This is a genomic window from Paracidovorax anthurii (genome assembly GCF_003269065.1).
GTDB classification, from domain to species: domain Bacteria; phylum Pseudomonadota; class Gammaproteobacteria; order Burkholderiales; family Burkholderiaceae_C; genus Paracidovorax; species Paracidovorax anthurii.
This window is the reverse complement of the sequence record NZ_QLTA01000008.1, coordinates 18,735-36,090: the sequence shown is the minus strand read 5'-3', so window position 1 is coordinate 36,090 and position 17,356 is coordinate 18,735. Positions and strand designations below refer to the sequence as shown.

The following is a 17,356-nucleotide window of genomic DNA, read 5'->3' as shown; positions in this document are numbered from 1 at the left end:
CACTCATTTCATGGAAAGCCGGGACGGAAGCGGCAGGGCCGACTGGCCGCCGAAGGCGCGGTACAGGCCCACCGCGGCCTGCAGGCGCTGCATGCGCGCCTGCAGCAGGGTGTCCTGCGCCTGGTAGAGGGTGCGTTCGTTGATGATCACCGCCAGCAGGTCGTAAGCGCCCCGGTCGTAGCGGATGCGGGACAGGCGCAGGGCTTCCTGCGCGGACTGCACGGCGGCCTGGTTCTGGGTTTCCGCCTCTTGCAGTCGCTGCACGGCGACGAGCTGCGCCTGCGCCTCCTGCAGGGCCTGCAGGATGGCCTGCCGGTAGGTGGCCGCCAGCTCTTCGGCATGCGCGCGGTCCGAGCGCAGTTGCCCGTCCAGGCGCCCTGCATCGAACAGGGGCTGCAGCAGCACGCCGCCCAGGCTCCACAGGGCCTGCGTGGGGTTGAGCACCGCTCCGGCCTGGGCGGTGATCGACACCGAGGGCAGGAAGGCAGCGCGCGCCGCGGCCACGTCGAAGCGGGCCGCCTTCAGGCGCTCCTCGGCCGCGCGCACCTCGGGCCGGCCGGCGATGGCCTGGGCCGGCGCAATGGCCTGCACCTGGGGGACCGCGATGGACAGGAAGGGCTCGGGCTGCACGCCGAACTCCTGCGGCGTGGCATTGACCAGCACGGCCAACTGGCCCTGCAGCGTGTCGCGCTGCATCCGCAGCTGCGGCGTGGCTGCGAGAAAGGTCTGCACCGTATTGCGCTGCTGCGCCACATCCAGGGTGGAGGCGGCGCCCAGGCTGGCCTGCTTTTCCACCAGCGTGAGCAGTTGCTGCGCATCGCTGGCGATGCGGCGCGAGAGGTCGATGCGCTCGTCCAGCGCCAGCAGCTGCAGGTAAGCCAGCGTGATATTGGCGGCCAGCGTCTGGCGCGCGGTTTCCAGATCGAAGCCGCTGGCCTCGGCGGTGGAGCCGGCCGAGTCGGCCTTGGCGGCGTTCAGGCCCCAGAGGTCCACGCCCATGGTGCCGGTGACCGAGAGGGACCGCTTGGGGCTGCTGTTGCCGCTGCCCCCGCTGGCGTTCAGGCCCGCGCTCAGGCTCGGGTAGAGCGCGGCGCCGCTGATCTGCGCTGCGGCACGGGCCTGCTCCAGTCGGGCGACAGCGATCTGGACGGTCAGGCCCTCGTCGAGCCCGCGGGTGACCAACGCATCCAATGGGGTGCTGCCGAAGGCACGCCACCAGCGCGAAGGCGCCGATGCGCTGGCGGCATCCCCGGTGCCCGACCAGTGGGCCGGCAACGCGACAGCAGGCGGCGGCGGCGCGGGCACCGTGGCGCAGGCGCCCAGCATCAGGGAGCCGGCCAGGGTAGCGGCCACGGCCCGCCAGGGCCGGTGGCGTGGGTCATGCAGATTCAAGGTCCATCCTCTTCGGGTTGCGCCCCCGGCGGATTGCCGGTGGACGGTCGATGGAGAGGACGATAGAAGGCAGGGCTTAACGCCGGTCTTCCTTGAAAATGACTTATTTTTTAGGTTGGCACGGTTTGGACGGATCCGGCTGCGGTGGTCCAATGGCAGAAACTTGCCCGGGGTTGCCGGGGCCGGGCGGCGCGATCTGGTAGCCCACGCCCCGAACCGACTGGATCAACGCATGAGCATGTCCACCATCCACTTTCCTGCGCAGGCGATGCATGTGCCTGTCGATCAGATGATCGGGGGGCTCGAAATCGTAGTCCCAGGCGCTTTCGAGCAGCGTGGCCCGGCTGACCACCTGGCCCGCATGCCGCATGAGCCGCTCCAGCAGCAGGAACTCGCTCGCGCTCAACTCGATGCGCTGCCCCGCGCGGACCACCCCACGGCTGCCCACGTCCAGCGCCAGGTCCGCCACCGCCAGCCGCAGACTGGGTTCGCGCGGCTCGCTGCGGGCCACCAGGCGATCCAGCCGCGCCAGCACCTCGACGAAGGCATAGGGCTTGGCCAGGTAGTCATCGCAGCCGGCTTCGAGCCCTTCCACCCGGTGCTGCACGGCGCCCAGGGCACTGAACATCAGCACCGGCAGGCGCAGTCCCTCGCTGCGCAGCGCGCGCACCACCGCCAGGCCGTCCAGGGCCGGCAGCATGCGGTCCAGGACGATGGCGTCGTAAATGCCCTCGCGTGCCATGGCCAGCCCCGTGGCGCCATCGGCCGCATGGTCGGCCACGCGGCCGCTCTCGCGCAGCGCACGCACAAGATAGGCGGCCATGTGCCGATCGTCCTCGACGATCAGCACGCGCATGCAGGCACCCCGAAAGGCAGGCCATGGGCCGCGTGCTGATCGTCGAGGACGACCCCGGCACCGCCGCCGCCATCGCTGCGGCGCTGCACGATGCGGGCCACGCCACCGACCATGCGGGCGACGGTGCCACGGGCCTGGTGCGCGCGCTGGCCGGCGGCTTCGACGTGGTCGTGCTGGACCGCATGCTGCCGGCCCTGGACGGCCTGGCGCTGCTGGCCGCGCTGCGCGCGGCGGGCGGCCATGCGCCGGTGCTGATCCTGAGCGCCCTGTCGGCCCTGGACGAACGGGTGCGCGGGCTGCGCGCGGGCGGCGACGACTACCTGACCAAGCCCTTCGAGGCCCTGGAACTGGTGGCCCGGGTGGAGGCGCTGGTGCGCCGCACCAGCGCCGCGCCGGCCGCCGACCGCGGCACGCAACTGGCCGTGGGCGACCTGCACGTGGACCTGCTCACCCGCGCCGTGCGACGGGGCGAGCGCCCAATCGAGCTGGTGCCCCGCGAACATGAGCTGCTGGTGTACCTGATGAAGCATGCTGGCCAGATTGTGACGCGAACCATGCTGTTCGAGGCGGTGTGGAACTACCGCTACGAAGAGAGGACCAACGTGATCGAGGTGCACATCGGCCGGCTTCGGCGCAAGATCGACGCGCCGGGCGAGGCCCCCATGATCCAGACCGTGCGCGGCGCAGGCTATGCCATCCACGCCCCTGTCTGACACCCTGCGCACCAGCCATTTCCGCACGGCGACCTACTTCCTGGCCGTGTTCGCGCTGTCCAGCGCGGCGCTGCTGGGCTATGTGTACTGGAAGACCTCGTTCTACCTCGCCCATGAGGTCGATCTCGAACTGCAGACCAAAGCGCAGCGGTGGTCGCAACTGCCCCCGGAGGTGCTTCTGCGCGAAGTGGAAGGCCAGTTGCGCCGCGACCCCTCGCGCCGAGAGCCCGCCATGCTCATCGGCGCCGGCGGCGAGCGGGTGGCCGGAGCATTCGACCTGGCCGAGCCCATCCCGCGCTATGACCAGCCGTTCGATGCCGCGCAGCGCGACCCCCATGGCCACCGGATACCGGTCCGGGCCCTGGCCACCGTGCTGGGCTCGGGGCTGGTGCTGCTGCTGGGGCACGATGTGCACGAGCTGAAGGAATTCAACGAGCGCATCCGCACCGCCATGGCCGGCGGCATCGTCATCGTGCTGGGGATGGGACTGGTGGGCGCACTGGTGCTGGGCTCGCGCGCGCAGCGGCGCCTGGACGCCATGGCCCATTCGCTGCAGCGCATCGTGGAGGGCCACCTGGATGCGCGCCTGCCCGTGCGCAATACGCGCGACGACCTGGACCGCATCGCCGCCCTGGTCAACTCCATGCTGGACGACATGCAGCGCCTCATGGGCGAGGTCAAGGGCGTCACGGACGATGTGGCCCATGACCTGCGAACGCCGCTCACGCGCATGCTGTCCGGGCTGGAGCGGGCGCAGACGGTGGCCCTGTCGCGCGAGGAACTGTCCGCCCTGGTGGACGATACCGCCAGCGACGCGCGGCTGCTGCTGCGCATGTTCAAGGGCCTGCTGCGCATCTCGGAAATCGAGAACAGCGCGCGGCGCGAGAACTTCGAGACCGTCGACCTGGCACGCATCGCGGCCGACGCCGTGGACCTGTTCGAGCCCGCGGCGCAGGAGCTGGGCATCGCGCTGCGCTTCGAGGGCGCGGGCGCCCCGCTGCAAGGGGACCCTGACCTGCTGTTCGACGCCTTCGCCAACCTCATCGACAACGCCATCAAGTTCGCGCCCGCCGGTACCGGGGTGACCGTGCGGGTCGTGCACGAGGCAGACCACCTGCAGGCCGTGGTCACCGATGCGGGTCCGGGCATCCCCGAGAGCGAACGCGAGGCCGTTCTGCGCCGCTTCTATCGGTCCGAACGCAGCCGCAACACACCGGGCCACGGCCCCGGCCTGAGCCTGGTGGCCGCGGTGGCCCGCCTGCACGGCATGGCGCTGACCATCGGCGATGCCCGGCCCGGCTGCCGCGTTGCGCTGACGCTGCGCACGGGACCGCTCACATAGTGGCGCTGCGGCACCCCCTTCGTCCCTACGGCCCGCTTGCTCCGGCGCAACCGGGGCAGCTCCTGAAAACCGGGGTGCGCAGCCCGATCGATTCAATATATGGGTATGACAATAAAAACGTGGTCGCGCCCCCGGGGAATCCCTAGACTGCGCTTCCACGGATGGCACCCCGCCCGCGGGCAGTGCCGCCGTGACCGACGCTCCGTCCCCGTCCGAACCAATCGAAGAAAGAAAGCCGTTTTCCGATGCTGAAGCAAGCCCTCTCCGCCCTGGCCATCGCCGCGCTCGCCGTCTCCGCCCACGCCGCCGACACCGTGCTCAAGGTGGCCGCCTCGGCCGTGCCGCACGCCGAGATCCTGAACTTCGTGAAGCCCCAACTCAAGGCCCAGGGCGTGGACCTGCAGGTGCGCGAATTCAGCGACTACATCCAGCCCAACGCGGCGGTGGAAGACAAGCAGCTCGACGCCAACTTCTTCCAGCACCAGCCCTACCTGGACAGCTACAACAAGGACCGCAAGAGCAGCATCGTCGCCGTGCCGAACGGCAACGTGCACGTGGAGCCCTTCGGCGCCTACTCCAAGAAGATCAAGGCCGTGGGCGAACTGAAGGACGGCGCCACCATCGCCATCCCCAACGATCCCTCCAACGCCGGCCGCGCGCTCATCCTGCTGCAGAAGCAGGGCCTGATCGCGCTCAAGGACCCCAAGAGCATCACGGCGACGCCGATCGACATCGTCAAGAACCCCAAGAAGCTCAAGTTCCGCGAACTGGAAGCCGCCCTGCTGCCGCGCGCGCTGCAGGACGTGGACCTGGCCCTCATCAACACCAACTACGCGATCGAGGCCAAGCTCAACCCCACCAAGGACGCCCTCTTCATCGAAGGCAGCGACTCGCCCTACGCCAACTTCATCGCCGCGCGCGCCGACCGCGCCAATGACCCCGCGATCGCCAAGCTGGTGAAGGCGCTGCACACGCCCGAGGTGAAGAAATTCATCCAGGACAAGTACCAGGGCGCCGTCGTGCCCGCGTTCTGATGCCCGCCGCGCAGGCCCCGTGCCTGCGCTGCACCGCTCCCGAAGCGCCGCCCAGCGGCGCTTTTTTCATCGCCGGGCCGCCCCAAGATGAAAAACACCCCCTCGGGGGGCAGCGACCACGCGAAGCGGGAGAGCGTGGGGGTCATTTTTCATTGCCAGGCCGCCCCAAGATGAAAAACGTCCCCTTGGGGAGCAGCGACCCCGCGCAGCGAGGGAGCGTGGGACCCTTCTCCATTCACTCCAGTCCGCACCAGAGCCAGAACGCGAGGCCCAGCATCACCGTGCCGGTGAACCCGTCCAGCAGCCGCCACGCCGCCGGCCGCGCGAAGACGCCCTGCAGCTGCCGCCCCGCGAACGCCAGCAGCAGGAACCACAGCAGGCTGGCCGATGCCGCGCCGGCCACGAACACCCACTTGAGCATGCCATCCTGCCGCGCGCCGATGGAGCCCACCAGCACCACGGTGTCCAGGTACACATGCGGATTGAGCAGCGTGATGGCCGCCAGCGTGCCGACCACCCCGAGCACCCCCTGGCGTGCGCGCTCGCGGTCCGCCTGCAGGCCCGTGCCCGGGCCGAACACGGCGCGGTGCCATGCGAAAAGGCCATAGGCCAGCAGGAAGGCGGCGCCCCCCACGGTGAGCGCGCGGCCCAGGCCCGGGGCACTCTCCAGCAGGCCCGCCATGCCGGCCACCCCGGCGCCGATCAGCACCGCATCGATCAGCACGCACAGCGCCACGCAGGCCCGCACGTGCCGGCCCGCCACCGCCTGCCGCAGCACATAGGCGTTCTGCGCGCCGATGGAGACGATCAGCGACAGGCAGACCGTGAACCCGGCCACCCACGCGGCGGACGCGCCGCCGGAGAGCCAGGGAGACGCGAAGGAAAAGGAGGAGAGAAGAGCCCACATGCGGCCGATTCTTGTCACCTGGAATATTTATGTAAACTTAAAAACACTAACCATCATTAAGAACACCTTCATGCTCGACTACGCCGGCCTGGAAGCCCTCGCGGCCGTGGTGCGCGAGGGCAGCTTCGAGCGCGCCGCGCGCCGCCTGCACGTCACGCCCTCGGCCATCTCCCAGCGCGTGAAGCAGCTGGAGGAGCGCACGGGCCAGGTGCTCGTGCAGCGCGGCACGCCCTGCACCGGCACCGAGGCCGGGCGGCGCTTGTGCCTGCACCTGGAGCAGGTGGCCCTGCTGGAGAACGATCTGCGCCGCGTGCATCCCGCGCTGGTGCCCGATGCGCAGGCACCGGCGCCCACGCTCAAGCTGGCGGTGAACGACGACTCCCTCTCCACCTGGTTCATGGACGCCATGGCCGCCTTCGCGGCGGGCGGCAACGAGCTGCTGGACGTGCGCATCGACGACCAGGAGCACACGGCGCAGCGGCTGCGCGAGGGCGAGGTGATCGCGGCCGTCACCGCCACGGCGGGCACGATCGCGGGCTGCAACACCTGGCCCCTGGGCACCATGCACTACGTGGCCGCCGCCAGCCCGGGCTTCGTGCGGCAGCACTTCGGCGGCGGGCCCGCCGGCGTCACGCCCGAGGCCGTCGCCGCCGCGCCCATGATGGTCTACAGCCGCAAGGACCGGCTGCAGGACCAGTGGCTGCAGCGCCAGGGCCTGGCCTCGCGCCGGCACCCGCCGCGCCACTTCCTGCCGTCCAACCAGGGGTTCCTGCGCAGCTGCGAGATGGGCACCGGCTGGGGCATGCACCCCACGGTGCTCATCGCGCGGCAGCTTGCCGACGGAACGCTCGTGGAGATGCTGCCCGGCACCGGGATGGACGTGGCGCTGCACTGGGCCCACCCGCGCTCGGCCCAGGCGGGCCTGGAGCGCCTCACCCGCTGCGTGATGGCCGCCGCGCGCGACTGGCTGGGAGATGGAGGCAGGCCGCCCGCGCCAGCACCCCGGAAGCTATCAAAAAAGTAGCAAACTATTCAATCAATACGGCGACATGGAGCCCTTCCGGCTTCAGGGTGCGGCCTGCGGGGCGGGCAGGCCGGGCACCAGGGCCAGCATGCGGCGCCGGCCCGCGCCGCCCGCCCCGGCGGCCGGCGGCGGCGCCACGAGGTCGGCCAGCGTCACCCCGTCGAGCACGCCGAGATAGCTCTGCGTGGCCTGCGAGAGCACGCCGCGCAGGTGGCAATGGCCGCTCAGGCGGCACTGGTTCACCGACGGGTCGAAGCACTCCACCATGTCGAAATCGGTCTCGGTGCGCCGCACCACGTCGCCCAGGCGGATCTGCGCGGCCGGCACGCGCAGCCGCAGGCCGCCGCCCCGCCCGCGCGTGGTCTCCAGCAGGCCCTGCGCGGAGAGGTCCTGCACGATCTTCATCAGGTGGCTGCGCGAGATGCCGTGCTGCCCGGCCACCTCGGTGATGGTCACGGGCAGCTCGCGCCCCTCGCAGGCGGCGCAGTACATCAGCACGCGCAGGGCGTAGTCGGTCCACTGGGTCAGGCGCATGGGGTTTGCGTTGGATCAATCCGAAAGATGAGTTCTGCATGAATCTTATTGCATAAAATATTCATCACAAATGAATCTTTAAAGGAGCCCGCCATGAACGCACGCCTTCCCGATCCCCTGCCCTCCCTCGATGCCCGGCAGCCGCTGGGACAGATCGCCGTGCAGCTGCCCGGGGCCACGGCGGTGTTCCGGCGGCTCAAGCTGGATTTCTGCTGCGGCGGGCAGGTCAGCCTCGCCCAGGCGGCGGCCGACAAAGGCCTGGACCTGCCGGCGCTGATCGAAGAGCTCTCGGCCCTGCGGCGCACCGGCGCGCGCCCCGACCCCGAGATGCCCACCGGCGCGCTGATCGACCACCTCATCGCCCGCTACCACGAGGTGCACCGCGCCCAGTTGCCCGAACTGGTCCGCATGGCGCGCCGCGTGGAGGCCGTGCACCGCGACCACCCGCAGGTGCCGGCCGGCCTCGCGGACGCGCTCGAAGCGGCGCAGGAAGACCTGCTGCTGCACATGCAGAAGGAAGAGCGCGTGCTGTTCCCGATGCTCCAGGCCGGCGGCCACGCGTTCGCGGGCCCGCCCATCGCGATGATGCGCGCCGAGCACACCGGGCACGGCGACACCCTCGAATCCCTCGCCCGCCTGACCCACCAGATGACCCCGCCCGAGGGCGCGTGCAACACCTGGCGGGCGCTCTATGCCGGCATCGCGCAGTTCCGCGACGACCTCATCGAGCACATCCACCTGGAGAACAACGTGCTGTTCCCGCGCTTCGACGGCGCCGGCACGGAGTCCGGGCCCTGCGCCGGCACGGCATGCGGCTGCCATTGAGATCGTGAACACGTTCTGAGGGCCCCCGCCCCTACACTGCGCGGGTCCGCCGACACCTTCGCCATGCATTCCACCGAACCCGCCCCCCCTTCCTCCAGCGCCCTGGATCTCGACGCCATCACGGCGCTGGTCCACGGCTTCTATGCGGACGTGCGCGCCGATCCGCTGCTCGGGCCCGTGTTCGAGCGGGCCCTGCGGGACCGCTGGGAGCCGCACCTCGCGCGCATGGTGGACTTCTGGAGCACGGTGGCGCTGGGCACGCGGTGCTACCGCGGCAACGTGCAGGCGCGCCACCAGGGCCTGGAGGGCGTGACGCCCGCTCACTTCGCGGCCTGGGTGCGGCTCTGGGCCGAGCACACGGCGCGGCGCTTCCCGCCGGACACCGCCCACGCGCTGCAGCAGGCCGCACACGGCGTGGCGCGCAACCTGTTCCGCAGCGCCTTCGGCCGCCTGCCCGATTTCGCGCAACCGCCGCACGGGCACTGAAAAACACCGCCCGTCCTCCGTCACCTTCGTGAGGCCACGGCCTTGAAAGGCCATGGCGATGAAGAGGCTGCGGGAGAGGGATTCCGGGACACGCCCGCCCGCGTGGCCCCGCACAGGGAACGGACGCGGATCGGCTAGCCGTTCTGCGGTGCCTCCTGGCTGTCCGCCCTGGCCCGTTCGGCGCGGGCAGTCCGTTCTGCCTCGGCCGCCTGCGCAGACCGGGTGGCCCGTGCCGTCGTGCGTGCGGACAGTGTTCCCGCAACCACCAGCGCATGGAGGTTGCCGATGATTTGCTCCAGATCGGTCCCCCCGTCTTGCAGCGCCCGGACGGCGGCTTCCTGCCGCTGGCCGGCGGGATCGGCCAGATCATGCAAATGGTCGATCACTTCCTGCGCATGCCCCGCGGCCAGGTGCGTGAGATCCAGGTCATCCGCATGCGTGCCGTTCAGCGCGGAAGCAGCCTCCGTGAGCAGCACCAGGGTTGGCGAAGGCACGGCGGGCGGCGCCATCCGGGGGGCCCTGGCCTGTGCGGCCCGTGCGGCCTGGGTGTCCCGTTCCGCCCGTGCGGCCCGGGCCACCGTGCGCCGGGACAGCACTCCATCGGTTACCAACGCACTCAGGTTGCTGACGATCCGCTCCATGTCGGTCCCTGCGCGTCGCAGCGCCTCGGCAGCGGCCGTGCGCGGCCGGCTGGCGGGATCGCCCAGATCCTGCAAGTGGTCGATCACCTGCTGCGTGTGCAGGCCGGTCAGCCCGGTGAGATCGATGCCGTCGATATGCGTGCCGGTCAGCGCGGAAACGGCATCCGTGAGCACCTCCTGGGTGGGCGAAGGACTGGGTGGCGCTATCTGGCCCGCAGCGCTCATCTGCGCCCGGCGCTGGAGGACCTGCCGTTCGGTGGCGTTGGGCGGCGGGAGATCCCGGTCCGTGGAGACCAGGTAGCCCGAGGCCGCCAGGCCCATGGCGCCCTGGGCCCGGAGCAGCTCGGCCTGCCGCGGCGCGATGGTCCGCTCGCTGCGCCGATGGTAATCGAGCTGCTGGGCCACGACCTCGCGCAGCTCCGGGGGGATGCCCGGGTCCCGCAGCATCCGCATGAAGTTATCGAAGGCCGCCGCGTACTCGGGGCGGATCGGCGAGTTGTAGTAGCCGCGCCGCTGCGACCGCAACATCAGCGGTACCAGCGGCAGCGTGATACCCCAGACGCCGACCTCCAGCGCGTCGGCCTGGTCACGGGAGTGCTGTTGCCGATGCGCCAAGTCGTGCGTGCGCAGTCTCGCCTGCTGGACCGACATCCACATCGTCAGCGCGGCGCGGCGCTCGACATCCCCGGTGGTCGGGCGCTGGATCTCGGCCTGCAGTGCCTGCTCCAGCTCGCCCCGTTGCGCGGGCGACAGGCGCTTGGCGAACTTGTACTGCTGCGAGGCCGATTTCTGGAACAGCCGTTTCTCGCGAACCGCGGAGAGCGCCGACATCTCCGCCATCAGTGGCGCTGTCCTGGGCGATGGCGGGGGCAGCGGCCGCCTCGCGCGCGCGGCTCTTTCCGCACCGCCCGGCACGGCCGCCCTGTTGGCCAGCGGCACGCTGGGCGCATGCTGCCGGGAAGGGTTTGCGCGCCCCCCGGCGGAAGGCTGGGTGCCACTCGTTTCGGCGGCCGCCGGGGCCGGCAACGACGGACGGGACGAAGAGATGCGAGGCGTCATGGAAAGCGATGCTAGGTTCCATGACGGGAAGCCGGGGCCCCGCGAGCGAAGACAGAGGGGTCTGGCGCGAACCCCCTGCGAGATCGTGAACACGTTCTGAGCCTGTCTGGCGCATGACCCCGCGCCGGGCCCCTGTCTCCGGTCTTCGGAGCACGGCGCTGGTCAGCGGCGGCGCGCTTCCTCGCGCAGGGGGCCGAGCAGATGCGCGAGCCCGTTGTGATCGATCTCGAACATCAGGGCCAGCAGGCGGCCGATGTCGCCGGGCGGGAACCCTTCACGCGCGAACCAGTTCAGGTAATCGCCCGGCAGGTCGGCGATCGGCGTGCCTTTGTGCTTGCCGTAGGGCATGGTGACGGTAAGAAGGCGCTCCAGCTGCGCGGGGTCCATGCGCTCGCCCTCACCCGCCCGCGCGCTTGGCCTTGTGGCCCAGCGATTGGAGCGCCTGCACCACGCGCTCCACATGGTCGCCCTGCACTTCGATCACGCCGTCCTTGACGGTGCCGCCCGAACCGCAGGCCGCCTTGAGCTGTTTGCCCAGCTGCGCCAGTTCGGCCGCCGGCAGCGCAGCGCCCTTCACCACCGTCACGGCCTTGCCGCCACGGCCCTTGGTTTCGCGCGAGACGCGCACGGTGCCGTCGCCCGCCGGCACGGCCGAGGCACGCAGCGCAGCGCAGGCGCACTGCGCCGCCGGCTTGCGGCATGCCGGGCACATGCGGCCGGAGTCGGTCGAGTAGACGAGCCCGCCCGGGTGGCTCATGCGCATGGCGGGCTCCGGTGAGGCCGGTGGGAAGGGATGGACGGCATGGCAGGCTCGATCTCGGGGTGAAGCAGGCCGGATTATCCGGGCGGCCCGGGGCTTACCGCACAATCGCGCCTTTCTTTCCAGCGGGAAAGCGCGCACCGCGCGCGAGCCGCATCCCTCTTTTGCCCGCCATGCCCTTTGCCGCCCTCGGCCTCTCGCCCGCCCTCGTCCAAGCCGCCGCTGCCCAGGGCTTCACCACGCCCACGCCGGTCCAGGCCGAGGCCATTCCGGCCGTGCTGCAGGGGCGCGACCTGCGGGCCTGCGCGCAGACCGGCTCGGGCAAAACGGGGGCGTTCGGCCTGCCGCTGCTGCAGCAGTTGCTGCCCGAGTCACCCGGGACCGGGCCGGGCGACACGCCCCGCCGCGTGCGCGCCCTGGTGCTGGTGCCCACGCGCGAGCTGGCCGTGCAGGTGGCCGGGGTGCTGGGCGACCTGGTACGGCACCTGCCGGCGCGGCGGCTGAAGATTGCCCTGGCCTATGGCGGCGTCTCCATCAACCCGCAGATGATGGCGCTGCGCGGCGGCGCCGATGTGGTGGTGGCGACGCCCGGTCGGCTGCTGGATCTGGTGGAGCACAACGCCCTGTCGCTGGCGTGGGTGCGGACCCTGGTGCTGGACGAGGCGGACCGGCTGCTGGACCTGGGGTTCGCCGAGGAGCTGCAGCGCGTGCTGGCACTGCTGCCGGCCCAGCGCCAGAACCTGCTTTTTTCAGCGACCTTTCCGGACGGCGTGGCCACGCTGGCCGAAGGCCTGCTGCGCGACCCGCTGCGCATCGACGTCCCGCAGGCGCCGGGCACCGCGCCCGACATCGCCCAGCGCGCCATCGCGGTGGAAGACAACCGGCGCACGCAATTGCTCAGGCACCTCGTGAAGGAAGAAGCCGGCTGGACCCGCGTGCTGGTGTTCGTGGCCACGCAATACGCCGCCGAACATGTGGCCGAGAAGCTCTACAAGGCGGGCATCTATGCGTCGCCCTTCCATGGTGGCCTGAGCCAGGGCACGCGGCGGCAGGTGCTGCAGGAATTCAAGGACGAGCGCTGGCAAGTGGTGGTGACCACCGACCTCGCGGCGCGCGGCATCGACATCGCCGGCCTGCCGGCGGTGGTCAACTACGACCTTCCGCGCGCGGCGGCGGACTACGTGCACCGCATCGGCCGCACGGGCCGGGCGGGCGCCAGCGGTGCGGCGGTGAGCTTCGTCACGCCCGGCACCGCAGCGCATTGGCAGCTGATCGCCCGGCGGCAGGGCCTGCAGTCGCTGCCGGTCGAGCAGCTTGCCGGCTTCGAGGTGGCGCTGCCGGCGGGCGGCGGGCAGGCGCCCGGTGCCGCACCGGATGCCGCCCCGCGGCCCGGCAAGCTCCCGCCCGGCACGGGCGGCATCAAGGGAAAACGCCCCAGCAAGAAGGACAAGCTGCGCGCGGCGGCGGCCGCTCAGGCCGGCGCCGCCGAAGGCCCTCCGGAGGGCAGCCGCCTGGAATGACCTGACCGGCCACGCTCCCGCGCGTGGCACGGCCCGCGGGCTTCAGTCTGCGCCGTCGCCGGCGGCCCCACCGCCCTCGCCGGCCTCCCCGCCTTCGTCCTCCCCGCCTTCGTCCTCCCCGCCTTCGTCCTCCAGGCCATCGCCCGAAGCAGCCGCCGAGCGCGCCGCCGGCTTGCGCGGCATGCCCTCACCCGGCTTGGCCACGATCTCGACATAGAACTGCGCGGCGCCCGAGCGCGCCACTTCGTCGATCAGGCCGGTGATCTCTTGCTCCAGGATGCTGCGCGCGTCGTCCTGCGTGGCGCCGAAGCGGCAATCGAAGTCCCAGAAACGGACGCCCTCGGGCAGGGTGCGGCGGCGCTCGCGGCGCAGGTAGCGGTGGATGTCGTGGCGGGCGGCGTCCAGGAGCCGGTCGCGGTTCTTGCCCTCGATGTGGAGCACATAGGTTTTTCGCATGCGCCGATCGTAACCTCTCGCCTTCGCACACTATGGTTTTCATAGCAGCGGCAAAGCGTTGCGGAAGCGCGGCGCAAGGCCCCTACCGGCCCCTTCGGCGGGCCTGCCGCCTGCGCGCGGCCTGCAGCGGCCACGGAACCCGGCGCACCGTGCGCCGTACCGCCACCAGCGGCAACGGCACTGGAAAAAGCGCTGCGTCAGCCCTTCTGCACGCGCGGATGCATCGGATAGGCGGGATCGGTATAGCCCGGCGTGGACGGATGGCCCGGCGCCACCCGCCCGTCCACCAGCGCCTCGTCTTCCGGCGTGACCGTGTAGTCCAGCGCAGGGGCGTAGTCCTGCCACTGCTGCAACGTGCGCGGACCGGCGATGACCGCGCTGACCGCGCGGTGCGCCAGCACCCAGGCGGTGGCGAATTGCGCCAGCGTCACCCCGCGCGCCTTGGCGTGCTGCTGGAGCTCCTGGGCCAGCACCAGCGATTCACGGCGGAACTCGGTCTCCGCGATGCGCTTGTCGCCCCGACCGGCGCGCGTGCCGGCCGCGGGCGCCTGGTCCGGCAGGTACTTGCCGGTGAGCACGCCGCGCGCGATGGGGCTGTAGGGCACCACCCCGATGCCGTGGTGCTCGCAGGCCGGGAGGATCTCGACCTCGGGCATGCGGTTGAGCAGGTTGTAGTAGGGCTGGCAGACCACCGGCCCGGGCATGCCGATGCGCGCCGCGCCGTGCACCAGCTCGGCGATGCGCCACGCGCGGAAGTTGGACACGCCCCAGTAGCGGATCTTGCCCGCGCGCAGCAGCGCCTCGATCGCGAAAAGCGGCTCCTGCAGGTCCATGTCCAGGTAGTCCCGGTGCAGGTAGAGGATGTCCACGTGGTCGGTGCGCAGCCGCGACAGGCTGGCCTCGACCTCGCGCAGCATCCAGGCGCGCGAATAGCGGCCCTGGTTCGGGCCCTCGCCCATCTTGTTGCCGAGCTTGGTGGCCAGCACCCAGTCGTGGCGCTGGCCCGCGAGCAGATCGCCCAGCATCGCCTCCGACGCGCCCTTGGTGTACACGTCGGCCGTGTCGATGAAGTTCACGCCGCGCCCGCGCGCGTCGGCCACGATGGCCGCCGCCTCCTCGCGGCCCGTCTGGTCGCCAAACATCATGGTGCCCAGGCACAGGGCGGAGACTTGCAGGTTGCTGCGGCCGAGACGGCGGTAGTGCATGGGGCGAAGCCTTTCAGGCGAAGGAAGCGAAGAGGCGGCGCGCGCCGGCCTCAGTAATGCGGCGGAATCTCGTCGCGCAGGTTGCGCGCCGGCGCGCCGGACGCCTCGGGCAACTGCTGCCGCAGCGCGGCCAGCGCGCGCTGCAGGACATCGATCTGTTGCTGCTGGCGGTAGACGGTGACGTTGAGCTGGTCCAGCAGGTCCTCGGCGTAGCTGGCCTTGATCTCCAGCTCGTCGATCCGCTGCGAAGGGGTGGGGGTATCGGGCATGGCCGCTATTGGACCGCAAACCGCGCGCGCCCCCAAGGCCAAGACCCTGCCGCGCGCATCAGCCGCGCAGCGCCTGACCCAGGCGCTCCACGCCCTCGCGGATACGGCCGACGTCGGCCGTGGCGAACGACAGGCGCAGCGTGGCGTGGTCGGGGTGGGCGCAGAAGAACGGCGTGCCCGGCACGAAGGCCACGCCCTTGTCGATCGCCTGCTTGGCCAGCACGTTGCCGTCGGCCACCGTGCCGCCCGCGCCCGTGAGCCGCGCCCACACGAACAGCCCGCCCTGCGGCTGCACGAAATCGATCGCGTCGCCCAGTTCGCGGCGCAGCGCCTCGCCCATGGCGAGCGCGCGCTCGGCATACACCGCGCGCACCTTGGCCAGCGTGGCCGGCATGCGGCCGGCGCGCAGGTATTGCGCGGCCGTGGCCTGCGCGAAGGTGCTGGTGTGCGCATCGCTGAACTGCTTGCACATCGTGGCCTTGGCCAGCAGCTCGGCCGGCGCGATCAGCCAGCCCACGCGCAGGCCGGGGCTCAGCACCTTGCTCAGGCTGCCGCAGTGCACCAGCAGCTCGCGGCTGCCGGGCACCGTGGCCGACAGCGCCAGCAGGCTGGGCGGCGGCGCCTCGCCGAAGTAGAGGTCGCCATAGGGATCGTCCTCCACGATCAGCGTGCCGTGGCGCGCGGCCAGCTCCAGGATCTTGCGGCGGCGCTCCAGCGGCAGCAGCGCGCCGCTCGGGTTGCCGAAGGTGGGGATCAGGTACACGAACTTGGGGCGGTGCTCCACGATGAGCTTCTCCAGCGCCTCGGGGTCCACGCCCTGGCCGTCCACGGGCGCGCTCACCAGCTCGGCGCCGTAGAGGCGGAAGCACTGGATGGTGGCGAGGAAGGTGGGCCCCTCCACGATCACCTTGTCGCCCGGGCTGATGAGGGTCTTGCCCAGCAGGTCCAGCGCCTGCTGGCTGCCCGTGGTGACGATGAGCTGCCCGGGCGCCACGCCCTGCGCGCCCTTGGCCGCCATGAACGCGGCGATCTGCTCGCGCAGCGGGTCGTAGCCCTCGGTGGCGCCGTACTGCAGCGCGGCGCCGGGCTCCTCGCGCAGCGCGCGCTCGCTCGCCTCGCGGATGCCGTCCACGTCGAACATGGCGCTGTCGGGAAAGCCCCCGGCGAAGCTGATGATGCCGGGCTTGCCCAGCAGCTTGAACAGCTCGCGGATGGCGGAGGTTTCGACGTTGGCGAGGCGGGACGCGAATTGCATGGACGATGCTCTCGGAAGGCGGGGGATGGAAGGAAGGGGTGGAGGGGTGGGTGGACCAGCGCGCATTGTCGCCAATCCGCGAGCAGGTTTCCTGCAAGCGCGGGGGGTGCGCGCCGGCGGGGCCCGCCGTGCGGGACAATGCCCCCCGGCACCGAAGCCGCCCGCCCGAGGCCGGCGCGCCCGCCCCACGACCATGATGATGAAGACCGCACAGATCGAGCCCTTCTTCGCCGCCCTCCGCGCGGCCAACCCGCAGCCCAACACCGAGCTGGAATACACCTCCGTCTTCGAGCTGCTGACCGCCGTGCTGCTCTCGGCGCAAGCCACCGACGTGGGCGTGAACAAGGCCACGCGCAGGCTCTTTCCCGTGGCGAACACCCCGCACGCCATCCTGGCCCTGGGCCTGGAAGGCCTGGAGGGCTACATCAAGACCATCGGTCTCTACCGCAGCAAGGCCCGCCACCTGATGGAGACCTGCCGCATCCTCGTGGAACGCCACGGCGGCGTGGTGCCGCGCACCCGCGAAGAGCTGGAGGCCCTGCCCGGCGTGGGCCGCAAGACCGCCAACGTGGTCCTCAACGTGGCCTTCGGCCAGCCCACCATGGCGGTGGACACGCACATCTTCCGCGTGGGCAACCGCACCGGCCTCGCGCCGGGCAAGAACCCGCTCGCGGTGGAGATGCAACTGCTCAAGCGCGTGCCCCCGGCCTACGCCGTGGACTCGCACCACTGGCTCATTCTGCTGGGCCGCTACGTGTGCCAGGCCCGCAAGCCCCGCTGCTGGGAATGCGTGGCGGCGCCGTGGTGCGGCTACGAGCCCAAGACGCCCGCGCCCTGATCCGCCGCCAGCCCCTCGCACCCCGCCCCCGCCGCGAACCCGAAGCGATCGGCCCGCGCCTTGGGGGTTCGCGCGGGCGCAAGTGCTTGCGGTGCAAGGGGTTTTCTCAGGGCATCGCCGGACGGGTGGCTTACCGGCCCGGCATGGGGCGGGGTTCGCGCGAATGCGGGGAAAAGGGGTGGGGGGACAAGGGGTTATAAGGACGGGGGTCGCGCCCCGTGTGGGCGCGTGGATTGAAAC

At 71.1% G+C, this 17,356-nt stretch carries 19 protein-coding genes; 8 read left to right on the top strand and 11 right to left on the bottom strand.

Translation table 11 applies throughout. The features are described 5' to 3' along the window. Positions 1-3: 3 nt before the first annotated feature. Positions 4-1,392 (bottom strand): efflux transporter outer membrane subunit, encoded by a 1,389-nt coding sequence (locus AX018_RS05865; RefSeq protein ID WP_146749227.1) that lies wholly within the window; start codon positions 1,390-1,392, stop codon positions 4-6. A 103-nt stretch (positions 1,393-1,495) separates the two neighbouring features. Then, positions 1,496-2,248, bottom strand: a complete 753-nt coding sequence (locus AX018_RS05860; RefSeq protein ID WP_111876376.1) for a response regulator transcription factor — start codon at positions 2,246-2,248, stop codon at positions 1,496-1,498. Between the two features lie 23 nt (positions 2,249-2,271). Between AX018_RS05860 and AX018_RS05855 the strand changes: the two genes are divergently transcribed. The 3 genes from AX018_RS05855 to AX018_RS05845 all read left to right on the top strand — a co-directional run bounded on the left by AX018_RS05855 (position 2,272) and on the right by AX018_RS05845 (position 5,337). Next, positions 2,272-2,961, top strand: a complete 690-nt coding sequence (locus tag AX018_RS05855; protein WP_111876375.1) for a response regulator transcription factor — start codon at positions 2,272-2,274, stop codon at positions 2,959-2,961. Next, positions 2,939-4,303: a sensor histidine kinase gene (locus tag AX018_RS05850; RefSeq protein ID WP_111876374.1), complete on the top strand. Its 1,365-nt coding sequence runs from the start codon at positions 2,939-2,941 to the stop codon at positions 4,301-4,303. The genes AX018_RS05855 and AX018_RS05850 overlap by 23 nt, the downstream gene beginning before the upstream one ends. A 245-nt stretch (positions 4,304-4,548) precedes the next feature. Next, a complete protein-coding gene (locus tag AX018_RS05845; RefSeq protein ID WP_111876373.1) occupies positions 4,549-5,337 on the top strand; it encodes a MetQ/NlpA family ABC transporter substrate-binding protein in 789 nt (262 codons plus the stop codon). 235 nt (positions 5,338-5,572) lie between these two features. On the opposite strand, the gene AX018_RS05840 is transcribed toward AX018_RS05845, so the two are convergent. Beyond that, positions 5,573-6,244 (bottom strand): LysE/ArgO family amino acid transporter, encoded by a 672-nt coding sequence (locus AX018_RS05840; RefSeq protein ID WP_111876372.1) that lies wholly within the window; start codon positions 6,242-6,244, stop codon positions 5,573-5,575. A gap of 70 nt (positions 6,245-6,314) precedes the next feature. On the opposite strand from AX018_RS05840, the gene AX018_RS05835 reads away from it, so the two are divergent. Further along, positions 6,315-7,268, top strand: a complete 954-nt coding sequence (locus AX018_RS05835; RefSeq protein ID WP_111876371.1) for an HTH-type transcriptional regulator ArgP — start codon at positions 6,315-6,317, stop codon at positions 7,266-7,268. Positions 7,269-7,310: 42 nt separating this feature from the next. Here AX018_RS05835 and AX018_RS05830 read toward each other — a convergent pair whose 3' ends face one another. Continuing rightward, on the bottom strand, positions 7,311-7,802 hold the full coding sequence (locus AX018_RS05830) for an RrF2 family transcriptional regulator (protein WP_111876370.1): 492 nt from the start codon (positions 7,800-7,802) through the stop codon (positions 7,311-7,313). Positions 7,803-7,895: 93 nt separating this feature from the next. Between AX018_RS05830 and ytfE the strand changes: the two genes are divergently transcribed. Together ytfE and AX018_RS05820 are read left to right on the top strand one after the other, a co-directional pair. Beyond that, the gene (gene ytfE / locus AX018_RS05825) at positions 7,896-8,627 is read left to right on the top strand and encodes an iron-sulfur cluster repair protein YtfE (RefSeq protein ID WP_111876369.1); all 732 of its coding nucleotides are present in this window, start codon (positions 7,896-7,898) and stop codon (positions 8,625-8,627) included. Positions 8,628-8,690: 63 nt separating this feature from the next. Then, the gene (locus AX018_RS05820) at positions 8,691-9,113 is read left to right on the top strand and encodes a group III truncated hemoglobin (protein WP_111876368.1); all 423 of its coding nucleotides are present in this window, start codon (positions 8,691-8,693) and stop codon (positions 9,111-9,113) included. Positions 9,114-9,247: 134 nt separating this feature from the next. Here AX018_RS05820 and AX018_RS05815 read toward each other — a convergent pair whose 3' ends face one another. The 3 genes from AX018_RS05815 to AX018_RS05805 form a co-directional block, all read right to left on the bottom strand. Further along, positions 9,248-10,594, bottom strand: a complete 1,347-nt coding sequence (locus AX018_RS05815; protein ID WP_111876367.1) for a hypothetical protein — start codon at positions 10,592-10,594, stop codon at positions 9,248-9,250. Positions 10,595-10,975: 381 nt separating this feature from the next. Beyond that, positions 10,976-11,200, bottom strand: coding sequence for a DUF3820 family protein (locus tag AX018_RS05810; protein WP_111876366.1), 225 nt, complete (start codon positions 11,198-11,200; stop codon positions 10,976-10,978). A gap of 10 nt (positions 11,201-11,210) precedes the next feature. Beyond that, positions 11,211-11,576: a translation initiation factor Sui1 gene (locus AX018_RS05805; protein WP_111876365.1), complete on the bottom strand. Its 366-nt coding sequence runs from the start codon at positions 11,574-11,576 to the stop codon at positions 11,211-11,213. Positions 11,577-11,746: 170 nt separating this feature from the next. Between AX018_RS05805 and AX018_RS05800 the strand changes: the two genes are divergently transcribed. Further along, positions 11,747-13,093: a DEAD/DEAH box helicase gene (locus AX018_RS05800; RefSeq protein ID WP_111876364.1), complete on the top strand. Its 1,347-nt coding sequence runs from the start codon at positions 11,747-11,749 to the stop codon at positions 13,091-13,093. A gap of 42 nt (positions 13,094-13,135) precedes the next feature. Here the strand turns inward: AX018_RS05800 and AX018_RS05795 are convergent, their stop codons facing one another. The 4 genes from AX018_RS05795 to AX018_RS05780 form a co-directional block, all read right to left on the bottom strand. Beyond that, the gene (locus AX018_RS05795; RefSeq protein ID WP_111876363.1) at positions 13,136-13,549 is read right to left on the bottom strand and encodes a DUF6172 family protein; all 414 of its coding nucleotides are present in this window, start codon (positions 13,547-13,549) and stop codon (positions 13,136-13,138) included. A 197-nt stretch (positions 13,550-13,746) separates the two neighbouring features. Next, positions 13,747-14,754, bottom strand: coding sequence for an aldo/keto reductase (locus tag AX018_RS05790; protein WP_111876362.1), 1,008 nt, complete (start codon positions 14,752-14,754; stop codon positions 13,747-13,749). A gap of 50 nt (positions 14,755-14,804) precedes the next feature. Further along, positions 14,805-15,023 (bottom strand): SlyX family protein, encoded by a 219-nt coding sequence (locus AX018_RS05785; RefSeq protein ID WP_111876361.1) that lies wholly within the window; start codon positions 15,021-15,023, stop codon positions 14,805-14,807. A 58-nt stretch (positions 15,024-15,081) separates the two neighbouring features. Then, positions 15,082-16,278 (bottom strand): aminotransferase-like domain-containing protein, encoded by a 1,197-nt coding sequence (locus tag AX018_RS05780; RefSeq protein ID WP_111876360.1) that lies wholly within the window; start codon positions 16,276-16,278, stop codon positions 15,082-15,084. Positions 16,279-16,477: 199 nt separating this feature from the next. Here AX018_RS05780 and nth point away from each other — a divergent pair, with 199 nt between their 5' ends. After that, entirely contained in the window at positions 16,478-17,116 is a 639-nt protein-coding gene (gene nth / locus AX018_RS05775) for an endonuclease III (RefSeq protein ID WP_111876359.1), read from the top strand. Positions 17,117-17,356 lie beyond the last annotated feature (240 nt).